General features: G+C 41.9%; 11 protein-coding genes. 4 read left to right on the forward strand and 7 right to left on the reverse strand.

The window, feature by feature from the left end:
- Positions 1 to 113 precede the first annotated feature (113 nt).
- Both YK48G_RS04330 and YK48G_RS04335 read right to left on the reverse strand, forming a co-directional pair.
- Positions 114 to 950, reverse strand: a complete 837-nt coding sequence (locus YK48G_RS04330) for an alkaline phosphatase family protein (protein WP_203629494.1) — start codon at positions 948 to 950, stop codon at positions 114 to 116.
- A 1,343-nt stretch (positions 951 to 2,293) separates the two neighbouring features.
- Positions 2,294 to 3,430, reverse strand: a complete 1,137-nt coding sequence (locus YK48G_RS04335; RefSeq protein ID WP_203629495.1) for a hypothetical protein — start codon at positions 3,428 to 3,430, stop codon at positions 2,294 to 2,296.
- 179 nt (positions 3,431 to 3,609) lie between these two features.
- Between YK48G_RS04335 and YK48G_RS04340 the strand changes: the two genes are divergently transcribed.
- Together YK48G_RS04340 and YK48G_RS04350 are read left to right on the forward strand one after the other, a co-directional pair.
- The gene (locus tag YK48G_RS04340) at positions 3,610 to 4,797 is read left to right on the forward strand and encodes an SGNH/GDSL hydrolase family protein (protein WP_203629496.1); all 1,188 of its coding nucleotides are present in this window, start codon (positions 3,610 to 3,612) and stop codon (positions 4,795 to 4,797) included.
- A gap of 488 nt (positions 4,798 to 5,285) precedes the next feature.
- A complete protein-coding gene (locus tag YK48G_RS04350) occupies positions 5,286 to 6,953 on the forward strand; it encodes a DUF5776 domain-containing protein (protein WP_203629497.1) in 1,668 nt (555 codons plus the stop codon).
- A gap of 253 nt (positions 6,954 to 7,206) precedes the next feature.
- On the opposite strand, the gene YK48G_RS04355 is transcribed toward YK48G_RS04350, so the two are convergent.
- The 4 genes from YK48G_RS04355 to YK48G_RS04370 form a co-directional block, all read right to left on the reverse strand.
- Positions 7,207 to 8,781 (reverse strand): S-layer protein, encoded by a 1,575-nt coding sequence (locus YK48G_RS04355; protein ID WP_203629498.1) that lies wholly within the window; start codon positions 8,779 to 8,781, stop codon positions 7,207 to 7,209.
- A gap of 566 nt (positions 8,782 to 9,347) precedes the next feature.
- Entirely contained in the window at positions 9,348 to 9,977 is a 630-nt protein-coding gene (locus YK48G_RS04360) for a carbonic anhydrase family protein (protein ID WP_203629499.1), read from the reverse strand.
- Positions 9,978 to 10,102: 125 nt separating this feature from the next.
- Complete coding sequence (locus YK48G_RS04365; RefSeq protein WP_203629500.1) at positions 10,103 to 12,286, reverse strand: beta-L-arabinofuranosidase domain-containing protein; 2,184 nt, start codon at positions 12,284 to 12,286, stop codon at positions 10,103 to 10,105.
- Positions 12,287 to 12,448: 162 nt separating this feature from the next.
- Positions 12,449 to 13,696 carry a dicarboxylate/amino acid:cation symporter gene (locus YK48G_RS04370; protein ID WP_203629501.1) on the reverse strand — a complete coding sequence of 416 codons (1,248 nt, stop codon included), beginning with the start codon at positions 13,694 to 13,696 and terminating at the stop codon, positions 12,449 to 12,451.
- Positions 13,697 to 14,005: 309 nt separating this feature from the next.
- Between YK48G_RS04370 and YK48G_RS04375 the strand changes: the two genes are divergently transcribed.
- Positions 14,006 to 14,887 (forward strand): helix-turn-helix domain-containing protein, encoded by an 882-nt coding sequence (locus YK48G_RS04375; protein ID WP_203629502.1) that lies wholly within the window; start codon positions 14,006 to 14,008, stop codon positions 14,885 to 14,887.
- Between the two features lie 688 nt (positions 14,888 to 15,575).
- On the forward strand, positions 15,576 to 16,514 hold the full coding sequence (locus YK48G_RS04380) for an L-lactate dehydrogenase (RefSeq protein WP_203629503.1): 939 nt from the start codon (positions 15,576 to 15,578) through the stop codon (positions 16,512 to 16,514).
- Between the two features lie 94 nt (positions 16,515 to 16,608).
- Here the strand turns inward: YK48G_RS04380 and YK48G_RS04385 are convergent, their stop codons facing one another.
- Entirely contained in the window at positions 16,609 to 17,802 is a 1,194-nt protein-coding gene (locus YK48G_RS04385; protein ID WP_203629504.1) for an amidohydrolase, read from the reverse strand.
- Positions 17,803 to 18,019: the final 217 nt, after the last annotated feature.

The raw sequence follows: 18,019 nt of genomic DNA on the forward strand, positions 1-18,019 counted from the left end.
TCCTCTTTTCTGAATTTATCAACAAAAATTGCAAAATCTAATTCTTAACCTCTACCCTCCTTGCGTTACAGAATTGGTTTTAAAATTTAAACCCGAATTAATCATATCGTGAATCATGCCAATTCACCAAGAAAACTGCTTCCAATAAACGATTGGGAAACATCGAGATTGAAGACATCCGTGATCGTCGCGGCAATATCCGCGAAGGAAGCCCGAACGCCTAGCGAATACCCAGTCGACCCAGAAGGCGTGTAAACAATGAGCGGCAAATACTCACGAGTTGGCGTGGTGCTAAACGTTGGGTCGTTAGCAAACGAAGACGTTATCACCAGCAAATCGGTTCGATACAGTTCGTTAATTAACCGTGCCAGCTGCTGGTCAACATAGCGTAATGACTTTGCACACCCCTCAATATCAGCTTGCCGACAGCATTCTTGCAACCCCATTGTCCGCATATAAACCAGTCCACTGCTTGGGACAATGACTTGTTCGTGCAATTTTTTAAAGGCCGAAACATCATTATTAGCGGTCAGAATTGTCGCCAGGTCTTGATTAAATATGTAACTATTATAATGACTAATCACGACTGACCGAAGCGCGGCATTCCCATTATAAACAACTGAATCAATCGCACTGGTAATTCTCACGTCGGATTGATAATCAAACATTTCCCGCAAGCCGGTATTCAATTTGTTAGCGTTAGCTGCCAAACGCACCTTGCCAAAATAACCAAGTGGCGCTTCAACTGGCGGAATGCCAACAATCGGGTCACCAAAGCGGCTATTCCCAAGGCCCAATCGGCTTAATGTTGGCAGCTTAAATCGTTCACCAGTTCGTGCGGCAATGTGGCCGAGCATATCGGCCCCAACAGAATTAAATTGGTCGGCATCGCTTGCTTGACCAATGCCAAGTGCAGATAAATCAACAATAATAACGCGCTGAAAATCCATAGGCCTCTCCTTTGGTTGTTATCATTATCCCAGCTAATGTGAAATGGTTCTATTGACTAGAATAACGAATTAGCTACCCGATGTAAATTAAAAGTCACAACAAGTAATACCTTTTACTCAATTGATTGCGCTTTCATTGTAACAAAAACATCATCATCTCACAACCACAACTTTTACAGAATAAACGGCAGCTTAGCTAAACGCTTCTAAGTGATCCAAACTAACGACACTCCTTTCATCACTCAAATCCGTTCATAGTCAAGGCATACTGGTAATTGAACAAGTGTTAACAGCAACAATGAACACTTGTTACATTAGTTATTGGTTAGCTTGATTATTAGAATAAATTGTTATATCCACCAATCAATCCATAACTAAGTTGTTTACCTAAAATAATCGCAGATAGCTTAATCTTGATGCCATCTTTTTGTAGCGAACACTTATAGGACTTTTGTTGCATATTTAATGCAAAAAAAATAGGATTTAAACTCGATTTGAAATACTACAAGTTTAAATCCTATGTGGAAGGGATTATCGGGGTTAATACCCACTTCATCAATAATTTAATGTTTTATCGCCTCAATTTAACTAACTTGTTGATCCATCTGCCGCAAACTTTAATCACTGTTTTTAATTTACTTTTGATAAATTTGCCGTGCGATCAACGAATGGTTCTTCGTGAAACTCATTGTATCAACTTGATATCTCATCAATTTGACTGCGGAACCATCTGGCTTACTACAAGCGACCTCTCTACGTAAAACTTATTCAATTACTCCAACAGGTATTAATAGTGAGCCCTCAGGTTGCATAAACATTTGAAACCAAACTTATTATATTCAAACACTTAATCACCTGAATTAATTTTGTTATTTTAACTCTTAAACATTTGAAACTCTCTTGAGACTTATGAAACATTAACATTTAAATACAAGCTACTCAAACTTCATGTTCCTAAAACCATCATGAAACTTTCAAACCTTAATACTTAAAATAATCATCCGTCATTTCAAACTGTGAAACATTTGAAAATAATCTAGTTACAGTTCAACATATTACTTTTGGATCAGAGAACATTCAAAGTAGGTGAAACCCCTTAAACTTCGAACTTTCTTTCCCTTCCTTGACTATATAATACCATATCTGGAAGCGTTTGCAAGCATTAGTTCCCAATTTTATCATTTTAACTGAAAAACAACCTCAAAGTGCTTTCTCATCAAGGGTTTAGCAGATGATAAGCATTTAACCCTTCTCGCTTTTACATGGGTAATTGGCCATTAATCACCACTAAATCAAAAGGATCAACCCGCCAACCTGATGACCGATCAATCCTTTATTTACCATTACTTAAATAAAAATCTCAATGGATCAAATGCAAAAAATGATAATCCAGCCAAGCCGATAATCGACACCGTCGCAATCAACGGCCACATATCCGAAACACCTGATTGGTCATTCATCTTATATTTAGCCTTAGAAACTGGCGTCGTAATGGTTACTTTATCACCATTCGTTGTTGTTAACTCACCCGGCCGTGCCCGTCGCTTATTGACTGTTTGATAATACGAATCAGTAAACGCATCAAAGGTTACCAACTTTGCTTTACTTTTAATATTGCGATAATTATTATCAATTGGTAAAACCGTCTTCATCGGGTTATCCTTGCGAATATCTTCGCTAGTGACCGTTTTTTCAATCCGCGATCGTTTGTTAATTGGAAACTGATTTGGATTAACCATTATTGCACCGTTAGCCGATCCGAGTGTCGTCTTGTTATCCGATTCTGAAGACGCATCAGCCTTTGGTTGTTCATCTGGAATAATTTGATCGATAATGGATTTCAGCGTTTCGTCAATGCCAGTTGCTTTCGACACTGTTGATTGCTTGGCAATTCCAGTCATTTCTTGATTAACAGTTCCCGATGGCATCGCTGAATCTGTTTGACTATTCTTGACCGCTTTAGTTGACTTGGTTGAGCTAGTCGAGCTTGCCGACGTTGCAGTGCGATTATCCGTCGTTGCCGATGAATTAGTCGTTGAATCAATTGCCGTTGATTTAGTTGTCTGGGCTGTTTGATCACTTGCATCAGCATCTGAATTGGCTGTATGTCCATCCTGTGAAGAGCCATCAACGGTTGTCGACACTTCGCCAGTATCATCTTGCTTCGATTGATCGGAAGTTGAACTTTTCGAACGCGTCGCATCACTTGATGAGTCATTCTTGTCCGTCGAGCTGGACGATTCATCAGGCGCTTTGACTTGATTATCGTCAGCATCCTTATATGAAACCGAATCATCGTTTTTTGACTCTTGATCAATGGTACTTGAGCTGCCCGTATAATCTTTCGTTTGGACAGTCGTTTGGTGGCTGGTATTATCCTGCGGCGTGATGTCCGCTTTCCCCTGAATACCAAGGCCGAATATTGTCAGTGCAAGTGAAGCTGCACAGAGTGACAATCGACTCTCAATCTTATTACTCATAATATTGTTATCCCCTGACTTGGATACATTAACTTAGATTACAAATGTATAGTGTAATGGTAGGTTATTTTATCAAGTTTGGCAAGTTGGTTATCTATTCTTCATTCTGGTGTAAATGTCTCGTAATATATCAATGGTATATTGATACTTGATTGAAATCATTCTGAGGAGATAATAGCATGAATAAAAAGTTATACATAGTGACGGCAATTGCCGCAGTATTGGGGATGGCAGGTACTACAACCGCGACTTACGCGGCAAGCAGTAAATCGACAACAACTTCTAATTCAACTAAAACAACGGATAATAAAACTCAAAAAGATATTGAACCCGCAACGGTTATTAAAACAACCGACTTATCTGATGAGCCAATGCCTTACCATATGAAGTCGGGATATGTTTATACAGATTCAACCCTCACAAAAACATTAGGCTCTGCCAAACAATTTGCCAACGTTACTTGGTACGTTTATAAGGAAGCCCTAATTGACCGTTCTACTCAAGGAAGCGGCAACTCCGCTTTTTATTATGTGAGAAGCGGTAACGGTAAGCAAACCGGCTATATCTGGCATGGTAATCTCGAAGACATTTCGGAAGGAACGTTTAATATCGCAATGAAGCACAGCGACTACTTTAAATCAAATAAACTGATTACAATGGGCGACTCAATCACCTGTGGCTATGACGGTTACCAGACATTAAAGAACCTGGGCTACCCAACTTGGCTCTCTCGTTATTTAAACGTTAAGGTAACCAACGTTGGCTACAATGGCGCCTTCTTGGCTAGCAGCGATGACAACACTACGCCTGGTGATTTAACAACTGTCGTCAACAATCACAATTTCAAAAATTATAACGTGGCAACCATTGCATATGGAACTAACGATTATGGCCACACCACCAGTTCACTGGACGATATTAAAGCCGAGTTGGACAAGGACATTAAGAAGATGAAATCGGATAATCCCGATCTGATCATTTATGGCATCCTGCCAATTACCCGCTATGATAACAACGTCAATTCCGATGACGTTGCGGGCCAAGGCGGCTACACAATGAATGAACTGCGAGACGCAGAAGCGCAAGTCTACAAAGACAACGACGTTTCCTATCTTGACTGGCGCAATGATTCCAAACAATTAATTACTGATGCAAATCATATTAGCCGGTTCAACGATGGCCGCCTGCATCCTAACCCAATGACTTATCAACTAATGGGAAGAGAAATTGCTCAATTTATGATTTCAAATTATCCAAAAGACATGATTAAGACGACTAAATCAACTAGTAAAAAGACAACCAAAACAACCGCAACTAAGTCAACCACTACTAAGAAAGCAACTGCTAAGTTGAACTTGGCTGAATAAACCATCTATAGACGATCCAAGAAGGCACCCGCTTTGGGTGTCTTTTTGAATTACCATTTAAAGTAGTGATCCATTTCTCTTTGAGTATTGATCATCCGTCCCATTACCGATAGTCTTCCACTTTTCGCCCTTTCCGCCTTTGCGATTGTCGATTATTAAAAGCAAAGTGCCGGTTAAACCAGTCAAGCTGCGCCTGGCCGATCGTAATATCCGGGTTCACAATCATTAACCACTCGATGCCTTCAGCCAGTGACGGGGTTTTCAATGACCCCAAGTAGTGAAATCTAATGGGCCGTTTAGGCAGCCACTAGTTATTCTGTAATTGATTGGCCACCGATTGATAACAAATTAGTTCGAAATATGAAGGAAAATAGAAACGTTTGTGAATATGAGCGTTAGAATTGAGGGTCGCTATTTGAGCTTGTTATGATGATATCGAATCAAAAATAGTAAATTGTTATTGAGGAAAATTTATGGAGGAAGATGACATGAAATCAGTTAAATTCTATTGTACAGCAGCAATGGCGGCTCTTGTTTTGATGGGAGTTGGTGTGTCGCAGGCGAATGCGGCGGATAATTTAAAGAATAATGTGAAAGTCTCTGAAATGACAGGCAAAAGCGAAACAGTGCAACAGGCAGCGTACTTCGAGTATGGAAAAATACACAATGAAGATAGTGAGTGTAAAATTGTCGGATTGAGTCTTGCGGGTAAACAAGCTTTGGAAAATGGCAAAAGCCTTGTGATCCCTGATAAAGGCAACGGATACTATAGGAATAAAGTTGTTTCAACGATTGGTAAAGAGGCCTTTTCATCTGAAAAAGATCAACCCAAAATTACCGGAACATTAACTTTATCAAGAGATCTGACTAAGATTGAAGATTCTGCTTTTGCTGGAAACGAAATAACTAAAGTGTTGTTTAACGCTGAAAACACTAGTCTCATCATCGGCAAACATGCTTTCGCAAATAACCTTCTTAGAGACAACCTATCAATTCCAAATAGCGTACGGAAAATTGGAGAAAGTGCCTTTTCAAATAATAGCATCTCCTTAGAAGAGAGTAATAATAAAAATGACAGTTTATCCTCAGTTGAGATTACTCCACCCAACAATACTACATTAACAGTTGGTTCTAATGCATTTTCTGGCCATTCAATTACCAAAATTGAAGTTAAAGATTCTAATAGAAAACCTTATTTTTCCCCCAATGCATTTTCTGATCAGAGAATCTCATCTTCAGTTACCTACCAAGAGCCGCTTCCGTTAGAGAATATCGAAAACTATAATGACCCAACAATTTCGTACTTGGGAAAATTTGTTGATACGTATTCGATTACCCCAAATCCTGAAAGTCAAGTAAATTATAGCAAAGGAAAGTTCACACAACTGCCAGCTGGAGGTTCATTCGCCTTCACAGTTACACCCAATTCCGATAGTACAAATAATTTTTCAGACCTCGGCTATTCCTTACACCATACTGTTAACGTAGGTGAAAAGCCAACTCCACCAGGTCCAGAAAATCCCGATCCAGAATCCCCAGAGACCGGTAGCCCAGAAGCTCCAGGAATCAATATTGGCGGTGGCAGTTCAAGTTCTACTAATAATACCGACAAGGTAACTTCAGACAATACTAGCGATCCAACAATTGGCACCACTGTTCCAACGACTGGTACCACCGGCGAAATAGTCGACGACCTCGAATCCCCACAAGGCATCCCATCTGCCGACAGCCAACCACACAGTGTTTACAACAAGAAAGCCATTCGCCTTCACAAAACTGTGGAACTCAATAAACCAACTAAGGCTTACAAAAAAGTTCCCCGAAACAAAGCCAAAACTTTCAAAGTTCTCGGTGTTTCATACTCTAAGAATGGTGCCAAACGTTACCGAGTTAACGGCGGCTACATCACTGCTAATAAAAAATATGTTGCCAACGCCCATTACCAAAGTGTTCCAAAGAGCGCTAAAGTAAAAGTTGTTAGCAACAACGGGCTACATTTATATAGAGATGCCAAACTGAAAACTAAGGTTCGTCACGTTAAGAAGAACCAGACCCTGAAAGTTAAAAATATTGTGAAACAAGGCAACATGACTCGTTACCAACTATCAAACAACCACTATATTTCAACTAACAAAACGTTGATTATGTGGAAATAAGGGGATTTCACCTTTCCCTAAACACAAAACAAACACCAACTGCCTTGGTGTCAAGTAAGAATCCACCAGCATAGCTGGTGGATTTTTATTAGCCCTAGGAGGGCTTGACCCAACACAAAAAGACAAAATCCTCGTATTTGAAGGATTTTGTCTTTACTTTGAGCCTCGAGAAAAACTCCGAAGCTTTTTTGCGTTAACTGAGGCTTTTGCCCCAGCCTCTTTTGTTAAATAGGCTGTTAATCAGCCTAACCGATTACTTAGCAACGTAATCCGTATTGGTGTTGATATCCGCATTTTTACTATTCAATTGGGTGTTTGACGTTGTATATCGATCAAAGACCAGTTGAACCGTTGATCCGTTCTTTAATGCTGAGGCGTTGGCCTTAACCGTTGCATCACCATCGTAAACGTAGAAGTAGCGTTGAGAACCGGTCATATTACCAAAGAAGCCGGTCAAATCATTTTTAGCGCCTTTAACCGTGTTCGCTTTGATGGTTGTCACCGTGTTCGACTTGTTAGCGTCATTTAAAGCCTTGGCAAAGCCACTGTTCTTGCCAAACCAGTAATCCACGTTATAAACACCGTTGACATCGCCACCGCTTGGTAACGTTTCTTTTTGAGCTGAAGCGGTTAAGCCAGGGAAGCCAAGGGCAAAGTCAGAGGCAGATAAACTATTTGTCGCCGTATTACTGCCAGTGCTGTACGAGAATTTCACTTTCGTTGTTGCGGCAACTGGTGTAACGTCAACCGTTAAGGTATCACCAAACTTAGCGGAATCAGCCGATGGCGTAACCGTTAAATTATTAATGTCGGATTGACTACCGGAATCACTCTTTAACTTAAATGCATAGCCTGTTGGGGCCCCTGTATTTGTGATGTAATCTGAAACACTGCGGCCTGAGTTGTCAACATTATTTATGGTCGTATCGCCCTGCTTAGTGTTAGCGGTTGTCGTTGTCCAAGTGTTTGTCTTGTCCAGCGTCTTTCCAGTCGTGACATCACGATAAGCAATCTTGACACTCTTGTTGGCATCAAAAGTTTCTGCAGGCGTTCCGGTTGTTAGGCCGCTGAATTTAATCCAGCCATTAGCGGCACTATTGGCTTGATCAGTTGCTTCGATTTTGACCCAAAGATCCCCTTCACGGGTGCGCGTCGTCTGATCGGTGATCTTGAACGTAGCGTCTTTATACTTCGTCGAATCGGTCATGACCCGGCCCTGCTTATATTGTGTCCAAGCTGGCGACGTATACGTTACTTGTGTGCCGTCGTTAGCTGTCCCAACGGTCGCAATTTTATAAGTTGCCGCTTTTTGCGCATCCGTTAAGCCGGTCGTTTGACTAGACGTGGTTGACGTACTTGCAGCCGATGAACTGCTCGTTGAAGTCATATCTGCTGACTTCGGATCAGTTGTCGTGTTGTAAGATTTAACGCCACCGCCGAAAGAATCCGTTGATTTGCCACCGTAGATCCAGCCACGATACTGGCCATCGTAGGTCACGACTTTATAGTAAACCGATCCACGATTCGTTGTAGCTACTCGATAAGCCCGAACATTATTTTTGGAACTGGTTGATGATGCCAACCCAGACAACGTAGTCTTGCTGGCTTGAACCCGAGCACCCTTTAAGGTACCAGCTTTCGTATACAAAGCACTGTTACCGGTAAAGTTGACGTTGCGATCATTTGCGTTGGTTGTTAATTTTTTATTCGAAACAACTTTAGCATAAGTTTTCGCGTTGGCAGTCGTCGCATTAACCGCACCAGCCGCTGCAACAAAACCCAAGGCAGCTAAACCGGTGAATAATGATTTCTTAAGACGATTATTCAAAATAAATTCCTCCAATTGTGCTTTCACAAAGATTAGCTCAAGTATATCGCGGGACGGTGCAAATGATATTACTAAACTCGAACAATTTATCCTAATTGTTTCGTAAATATTACACGTGAAAAACAATGTCACAAGTTTCTAAAGAAGCATTTAAATTAACTAAAAATTCATACAAAAATCAATTTCTTGTGATTGACTATTAAAGTATTTTGGCTAATATGCCTAAATTGCGAGTATTTTCGGCTTTAAAACCGTTTTACCGGATAAACAATATATGAATTTTTTGTGAAGATAATGTTGGCGTTAATTTTAGTAAAGTTTTAGCGCCATCATCTAAATCAGCTGAACAACCACAACTAGCTGCCGTCAATGCACTGACAAACAAATTCCCCATAAATCCAGCTAGCTTTGCTGAGTTTATGGGGAACTTTAAAGTAACTTGGATTGATTAATTGCGACTGCAAAAATTGGCTTGGATTGGCTAACCACGCTTATTATCAATAGTTTCTTAACTAGCAAGCTTCTTAATTGAAATCTCTTAAGAACTCATTTCGTAAGTGACGCCACTATTGATAACTTTCCACTTTTCGCCCAGCCAAACTTTGAGGCTGACGGTTATTAGGAGCAAAGTGTTGCTTAAACCAATCAAGTTGGCTGCTGTCAATCGTAACCGCTGGATTGGTCACGACCAGCCACTCAACGCCTTCTACCAGCGGGGGCGTCGTCAGTGATCCCAAGTAGTGAAAACCAGCCGGCTGTTGGGGCAGCCACTGATCGATCTGCAATTGCGTCGCCGTGGTTTTACCAACTGCATAGTTGTCAATAATCCGCTGACAAGGTTGATCAGCCGTGCCTATTTCGACTAATAGCGCCACGACGACCAGTTGCCCGATTTCATTTTGATGGACCAGATGAATTTCAAATGGTGTCTGATGCCCATCAATCACGTGTTCGGCTGGGGCGTGGAAGTGAACCTGCTGAAAACTAAATGGGCGGCTAAAAATATCGGCTTGCCCTTGGCCAGTCAGCCGGATGGTTGTCTGATCATCAATTTCTTGGTTTAAACGATATGCGGATTGGATAGTGACCGGCAACGGGCCAGTTTTTGCCGCAGTCGAGCTTGTTTGAATGTGAATGGGTGATTGTTGGTTGCCAAAACCGTTAGTCCATTGTTCCTGATGCGCATAATCGATCATCTTCGTCATCCTTTCAAGAAACTTTAATTGTGATTAGTTTACTACGAGTTAACACTAACCGGCCATTAAAGTCAAAGCGCGATCGACTCGCTAGGGTGAACTGGTTACACAATCATTGGTTATTTTTATTTAACCTTAAAATAGGATTGGTACCGGCCATCGTGAACGGTATTAAATGGGACTAATTGGGTTGCCCTTTTCAATTCGCTACTCGATGTCTCTATGCAATGTGCTTTACCTAACTGTCTTACTAACATATCAGGGCCACGAAAAACCGCCATTAGTGATTGATCATCTGGGGCAGCTTTCAAATGAGTCGAAGTTTCATAATCAAGTTGAAACGCTTGATCACCCAGTAATTTGGCTACCCTTAGATAACCATTTTGAGGGACTACCGTTATTACCTGCCCATTCTGCTTAACCCGCAAGTGAGTCATCCAATTAGGCACGCGGATTAATAACGTGAGCGGTCGATTAAGGTGCATTTTCAATGTCACTTGATTAGCCGTGACTTGTTGAAAAATCTCCCCCTGATTTTTAGGCAGTTTTAAACGACTATCATAAAACAGGTTAACGTATAAGTTAGCGCCATCAAAGCCGTAGAGGTCTTTTTGAAACCGGACCATATTTTCTAACCCTGTCCCGTGGCAGCAAGTATTGTCTGCATCGGTGTCATAGTGCTTTTCACCACCTGGTTTTAGTGGTAGAAAATACGTCGAGCCGCCATCAATCTGATGATCGTTAGCGACCAATAGATGATTATTCAACACATTTTCTGCGTAAGCCATGTATTTTTTATTGCGGGTAATCTGGAATAGCTGGTTGGATAACTTGAACATGTTATAACTAGCACAAGTCTCATCGGTGTGATCGGTTAAATATGCTGCAACTGTATCAGCTTCGTGAAACATCTCGTTTTCACCGACGCCACCGTTGGCAAACGTATGATGCTGAACGACGATTTGCCAAAAATTCTGAGCAATTTTTAGGTAATTATCATCACCAGTTTCTTGGTATAAGTCAACCGCGCCAATTATTTGGGGGATGTGCTGGTTGGCATGAAGATTGTTAAGTGTGTCGTAATGAGTGAGCATCGGGATAAATAACTTATCATTGGTAAACCGTTTGGCAGTTGTTAAATACTTCACCTTACCAGTTTCTCGATAAAGTCTCACCATTGCCGAAATCATCCCGCCAAATTCTCCGGCAATATAAATTGACCACATTTTTGTTAACTGATCGTGAGATAGCTTTCCAAGTCGCTGACTCACCCAGTCGCCGAGCTGTTGCGCAACTTTCAGAGCTTGCTCATTTTGGGCATAGTGATAGCTATCTAACAAGCCGCTCAAAATCTTATCTAACGTATAATAAGGCGCCCAGATATTAGGATAAGTTTCGAAGTGCTCCAACTGATCAAACTGGGTTTCATCATAGGCACTCAAAAAGCCAGGATGGGCGCCTTTTTTAGTAAAAGCAGCTTGAACTTCCGCTAAACCGGCCACAACGGTCGCCACTTTATCTTTATAGATCGCCTTTTGACTGTCAAAATAAGCAAGCGCCAGCGCTGACATGTAATGACCAGTCGTGTGTCCCCGCAGCTTACAGTCTGGTGCATCCCAACCTGTCATTCGCAGCGAGTCATCAACTGGAAGGCCGGCTGCTTGGCGAAAGTTGTACAGCAAACGATTGGGGTCAACCGTTTTCAAGTGCGCCAGCATCGCATGATAACCCGAAATGTAAGGGTTGTCCCCAGTTAAGCTTACAGGTAATTCTTGAAATGAATTCTGCTGCTGGTGATCTGCTTGGGGTATTAACTTAATTATCGCCGAAACGTTGTCGCCATTTTCTTTAACCACACCGCTAATCGGCCGCCCCGAATCACTTGGTTCAAATGGATGCGCCCAAGCTACCTCGGCTGTCGCAAACGAACCATCTCGAAGCGCAACGACGACCACTTGCGGTAACTGATAATGGGCGTCGTGTACCGTGAGTTTAAGATCAATTGGGTGATCAATTGCCACTTGACGGACTTGTTGGACCACCGTAACTGTGTACTGTTGATGCACGATCTCCTCGTTTAATGACGCGGTTAAATTTAAATGAACCACGCGATTGCCAACGCCAGGAGTGGGACGGGTCACTTTACCGTCATCGGTCATAAACAAGTGTTCATCGGACTGCCATTGAAATTGGCTGCCATTATGGCCAACCGTTGGCAAGTCGAGATCAGCATCAACCGTTCCTAGGTTCCCTAAATAAATGTGTTGGATATCCTCAAGTAATCGTTTGTTTTCAGTCATGTTTTTCATCGTAGCACTCCTTTTATCATGGTGAGCGAAGCAAAGAAACTAGCAGTTATTAAATGAACTAGCCACTTCTTGGCGATCAAAGCTTAAACCCACTTAACCCTATATTCCGGGTTTGAACTTTGAGACAGACATTCATTAGGACTTTCTGTTTGCGCAGTTGTGCTAATTTTGCACCTTCTGTGGTTGGCTGGCAACTGTCTCAATTTTAGCTTTAATCCAATCCTTACCATCAACAATTCTTGCAAGCACCATTGCAGTTGCTGGATTACTAGTAACATTATTCATCGTGCAAAATGGATCCGTCAAAGTTCCCATGATGACAATAATGGGAACAACGGCAGTTGGAAAGCCAAACGCTGAACAAATAAACATTTCACCAATAAAACCACCACTGGGGATGGTTCCAACAATCACACCACTGATAACGGCCACAACAACTGCTAAAGCCATATTTTTCAAATCAAAAGCTCGGTGAAACATCGCAAACAGAAAAGCAATTTTCATAATTTGGACTGAAACAACGCCATTTTTATTGATACTCCCGCCAAGTGGCATGATAATATTTGCAATTTCTGAGGGGATGTTCATTTTTTCGCTGGCAACTAAATTCACCGGAATGCAGGCGGCACTACTACAAGTCCCCATTGCAGTTGCCATCGGCGTCCAAATGTTTGTAAAATAGGCTTTCAACCCGGCACGGCCACCCCCATAATATGCCATTGCCGGATTAGTGATGATAAAGAACAGAATTGTAAATCCAACGTAAACAACTGCTAACTGAGCAATTGACGAAATAACTTGGCCACCCATTTTACCGACTAATGCTGCAAAATAACAGCCAATTCCAATTGGCGCTAATTTCATAACGTAACTCACTAATTTCATACAAACTTCAGACATGGAATGAATCACCTGCTTCACTGGCTGCCCAACTTTACCTAGCGCATTAATTGCAATTCCAGTTGCAATAGTGAAGATGATCAATGGCAGCATATTATTCTTTGATAGTAAATTATAGAAATCTGGTACTGTCAGCATATTAACGACGTTAAAATTGGCGGCAACCGCAGTACTCTTTCCTAATCCAATTGACCCGCTTGGCGCAACTGAAATAACATTAACAACGATTAAAGCAAGCAAAGAGGTCATCACTCCGCCGATCACAACAATTGTAATAAACAACATCAAAATCTTTCGTAATTTACCCCGACTATCCATATTTGAAATCGCATCAGCAATCGAAAAGAAAACAATCGGAACAATTAAGACAAATACTAAGTTCAAAAAGATATCTGCAACTGGCTGAACAACCAATGCCCGTTTTCCAAATGCAAGCCCGGCAATTGCGCCTAAGACCGATGCGGCTATCAAAATAATTGAAAACCCATAATTCTTCATGATTTGTTTCATAGCTCTATCCTCCAAAATAATAATTAAACGAATGATTACAGTACCCCAAAATAATAAAAATCTGGCTGTAGTAGATAATTGGGTTATCTGCCCAACTAATCAACTTAGTTTCCAGCTTCTAAAATTATGATAGCGGATACATGGATGTGCTACAATGTCCTTAGTTATCATAAAATATCAAAATATTAATCTTAAAAATCAGATAATATTAAAGTAATCGCTTACATTCAAAAGGACGTTAACTAAAAGATGATATAAACCTTAGTTCTGCTAACTCAATTATTATCACAATATTAAAGGGGGATGTTTATGTATTTACAATTCCAATGCCCACCGCTTCCTTATTTTGTGGTCGCCGGGCAAACACTTTTCCGTGCTGGCGATGTTCATGAACGCCGCATTCTTAAAAACGTTTTTGATCTTATTTTAGTAACTCAAGGGCGGCTATATCTCCAAGATGAAGCCGATAAATATTCACTGGGAAAAAACGATTATGTAATCCTAGCACCCAACCGCCTCCATTATGGTTTTCGCCCTTGTGAAGAAGATACCCGAATTGCGTGGCTTCATTTTGCCGCCGCAGGAAACGTCGATCGGGTTCGCCAACCTAAAATCGAAATTCGTAAAAAAGCTAACCGCCGCAAATACTATTCAAAAGATATCTTTAACCTTTATTTGCCGGTCTATAAGCGGCTTTCCGAAAAGGATCAGCAATACCTGATTCAAAACATGGTTAACTTATCAGACGTTGATGTTAACCATAAATTACGAGAAAAACGGTTTAGCCGGCCACAAATTGACCAATTGGTTGAGCAACAGCTTTTTTTAAATATCATTGCGGCCATTTATGTTCAATCATCAATCAGCCCACAAGATAGCCTGGCAACTCAAGTTTACAATTTCATCGAGTCCCATTATGATCACCCTTTTTCTCTAACCGAGATCTCTCAAAGATTTTTGTACTCTAAACCTTACATTATCAATTCAGTTAAACAGGCATATGGTCAAACGCCGCAACAACTCCATCGCCAAATCCGATTAGAAAAAGCCGAGCGGATGCTCATTGAGTCAACTCAATCAATTGATGAAATTAGTGAAAAACTAGGGTACGCCAGCTCCTCATATTTCATCAAGCAGTTTAAAAGTCGTTATCACCAAACACCGCTTGCTTACCGGCACCACTCCAATTAATGATCGACAATCAAACCAGTGTCCGCTTTATTTTGCTAGCTTTTTTGATAAAAGGACCAAGTTGACAGACTATTTTTGTTATTTAACTTCGTCCATTCATAACAGAGCTTTTTAAAGCAATTTTAGGGAATTATTGCGAGCTACACCCGTTAGCACCCTTCTTTTTATTATTCTGACACCACCATGGCAAGCACTAATTGTTCTGATTTTTCCGTTGATTTCCAAAAAAAGGTTGACTTATCACCAGAATGTATTAGACTTTTATGATAATTAATCTAATAATCAAATCCTTGCTAAAGGACGTCACCGTGCTGTTGCAAACCTTTGCTTGGATTAGCTCTCATCACATTTAATGAGAAAATGATTCATTCAAAGAGTTGCTACACATACATAAGTATTAGGTTAATCGGATTAAACTATTTAGGACAGCTGTGCGAGGCAGAAAGCTCCGTATAAGCACCTCAACTAAAAATTCCAAGCCCGGGAATTTCTGTCTGAGGGGCCTTACACTCCGCTTTCTAACCGCTTTGCTCCGCTCACTTTTTTTAGGACAGCTGCGCAAAGCAGAAACTTCCGCATAAAACATCTTGGCCAAAAATCCAAGCCCGGGATTTCCGGCCAAGATGCCTTATGCTCCAGTTTCTAACCGCTTTGCTCTGCTCACTTTTTACTAACAGGAGGATGTTATATGACAAGAAAAGTTGGCGTTATTGGTATGGGCCACGTTGGCTCAACGGTTGCACATTACATAATTTCAGGTGGTTTCGCGGACGATATCGTCTTAATTGATACCAACGAATTAAAGGTGAATTCTGATGCCACTGATTTCACGGACGCAATGGCTAATTTGCCCGCCCACACAAATATCATTATTAACGACTATGACGCCTTAAAAGACGCCGATGTCGTTATTTCTGCGGTTGGTAATATCAGTTTACAAAAAGATAACCCTAAGCACGACCGCTTCGTTGAACTTCCATTTACCAAGAAAGCCGTTAAGGATGTCGCTGCCAAAATTAAAGCATCCGGCTTCAATGGCATCTTAATCGACATTACAAACCCGTGTGATGTTATCACCACCATGTATCAAAAGTACACCGGCTTACCTAAGAAACACGTCATGGGAACTGGTACGTTACTGGATTCTTCCCGGATGAAGCGGGCAGTGGCTCAAGAATTAAACATTGACCCTCGTTCAGTTGATGGCTACAACTTAGGCGAACATGGCAATTCCCAATTTACTGCTTGGTCAGCCGTGCGGGTGCTTGGTCATCCGATTACGCAAGTGGCCAAGGAACGCAATATTGATTTAGCCGAATTAGACGAGATTGCTAAAGCGGGCGGCTACACCGTCTTTCATGGCAAACACTACACTAATTACGGCATCGCTTCGGCCGCTGTCCGCTTAGCCGCCACCATTATGAGCAATGCCCGGACTGAATTGCCAGTTTCGAACTGGCATGAGGAATACCACACTTACCTCTCTTATCCAGCTATCGTTGGCCGCGATGGCATTGAAGAACAGGTTCACTTGGACCTAACGGATGAAGAAAAGGAAAAGTTAGCTGAATCCGCTAAGTATATTCGAACCCGATTTGAAGACACGGTTGCATCGTTAGGCGACTAGTCAAATTAATTGGTAGATACATCAAAACGTCAGGTTGAGATTTCTCAACCTGACGTTTTTAATTGCACATTTTTACTTTAATACTGGGTCAAAATTAAACTTGTTGAGCGGCGGATTCATTGTCTGATCGGCTTGCGGACCCTTTTGAGTTCAGCTCTGTTAACAATCGAATCGCGTTTCGTTCAAAGAAAGTGGCCCCCGTGATTAAAAGACCATCATCGGCGGTGAAGTTCGGGTTATGCGGACTCACTTTGCCACCGTTGCCAATGTTGACATACACGCCTGGTACCTTTTCTTGATAGCAGGCAAAGTCGTCGCTGCCTAAAGCCGGCTGTTGATCATAAATTTCGGCAAATTTACTAGTTTCATCCCTGATAATCTCGGTTAAACGTGGATCATTGTCCACCGACGGATCGCCAGCATACCAATCAATCTCGGCTTTGATGTCATACGCTTTAGCGACCTGATTGACGATCTCTAAGAAACGTGCTTTAATCTGGCGGCGCACTTGTTTATCAGCTGTGCGGACGGTTCCCTCAAAAAATGCCGTTTGCGGCAGAACATTCCAAGTGTTGCCGGCCGTCACGTGGGTAATACTAACCACAGCTGCTTTAAACGGATCTAAATTGCGGCTGACGATTGATTGGATGGCATTAATCTCAGCCCCCAGCGCCGCAATCGGATCCCGGCCATTCTGTGGTGCCGATGCATGCGTTCCCACGCCCACTAACGTAACTTTAAATTTGTCGATGGCGCCGCTGGTAATGCCAGCTCGAATTCCGACCGCGCCGACAGGATGATTCGAGGCATTGTGAAAACCGATGATCGCGTCAACCCCGTTAAGCTGCCCATCGTTGATCACTTGCAAGGCCCCTTCTTTGTCCTCTTCGGCCAATTGAAAAATGAGTTTAATTTTGCCTGGCAACTGTGCCTCTTTTTGCTTTAGCAAGTATGCCCCACCCAATAATGACGCAATGTGGGTATCATGGCCGCAAGCATGCATGACACCAGGGATTTTAGACGCAAAGTCGACGCCTGTTGTTTCAGTAATCGGCAAGGCATCAATGTCTGCCCGCAACGCTACCGTCGGCCCATTAGCGTGACCAATTTCAGCGAACACGCCGGTCTTTAAGTGAGTGGGCAAAATTGGGATCCCCCAACCAGTTAAGACCTCTTTAATCGTCGCGGTCGTTTTGACTTCGTGATTGGCTAGTTCTGGATATTCATGAAAATGATGCCGTAGCCGAATTAGCCGTTGTTCTAAATCTTCTTTCGTAAGTTCAACCATTGTGCAGACCTCCTAAAAATAAGTGAGCGGAGCCAGGCGCTTAGAAAGCGGAGCGTAAGTCTCCTCTAACATAAATTCCCGGGTTTGGAATTTGTGTTAGAGGTGCTTACGTGTAGCTTTCTGCCTGGCGCAACTGTCCTAATAAAGTGAGCGGAGCCAGGCGCTTAGAAAACGGAACATAAGTCTCCTTGAACAGAAATTCCCGGGCTTGGAATTT

Origin of the sequence: Lentilactobacillus fungorum (genome assembly GCF_016860605.1) — a bacterium.
Lineage (GTDB): Bacteria > Bacillota > Bacilli > Lactobacillales > Lactobacillaceae > Lentilactobacillus > Lentilactobacillus fungorum.

Bases quoted from the DNA above. Each gene is read 5' to 3' on its own strand.
- YK48G_RS04375 (WP_203629502.1), top strand. From the start codon at position 14,006: ATGTATTTACAATTCCAATGCCCACCGCTTCCTTATTTTGTGGTCGCC.
- YK48G_RS04330 (WP_203629494.1), bottom strand. From the start codon at position 950: ATGGATTTTCAGCGCGTTATTATTGTTGATTTATCTGCACTTGGCATT.
- YK48G_RS04385 (WP_203629504.1), bottom strand. From the start codon at position 17,802: ATGGTTGAACTTACGAAAGAAGATTTAGAACAACGGCTAATTCGGCTA.
- YK48G_RS04335 (WP_203629495.1), bottom strand. From the start codon at position 3,430: ATGAGTAATAAGATTGAGAGTCGATTGTCACTCTGTGCAGCTTCACTT.
- YK48G_RS04380 (WP_203629503.1), top strand. From the start codon at position 15,576: ATGACAAGAAAAGTTGGCGTTATTGGTATGGGCCACGTTGGCTCAACG.
- YK48G_RS04370 (WP_203629501.1), bottom strand. From the start codon at position 13,696: ATGAAACAAATCATGAAGAATTATGGGTTTTCAATTATTTTGATAGCC.
- YK48G_RS04360 (WP_203629499.1), bottom strand. From the start codon at position 9,977: ATGATCGATTATGCGCATCAGGAACAATGGACTAACGGTTTTGGCAAC.
- YK48G_RS04350 (WP_203629497.1), top strand. From the start codon at position 5,286: ATGAAATCAGTTAAATTCTATTGTACAGCAGCAATGGCGGCTCTTGTT.
- YK48G_RS04340 (WP_203629496.1), top strand. From the start codon at position 3,610: ATGAATAAAAAGTTATACATAGTGACGGCAATTGCCGCAGTATTGGGG.
- YK48G_RS04365 (WP_203629500.1), bottom strand. From the start codon at position 12,286: ATGAAAAACATGACTGAAAACAAACGATTACTTGAGGATATCCAACAC.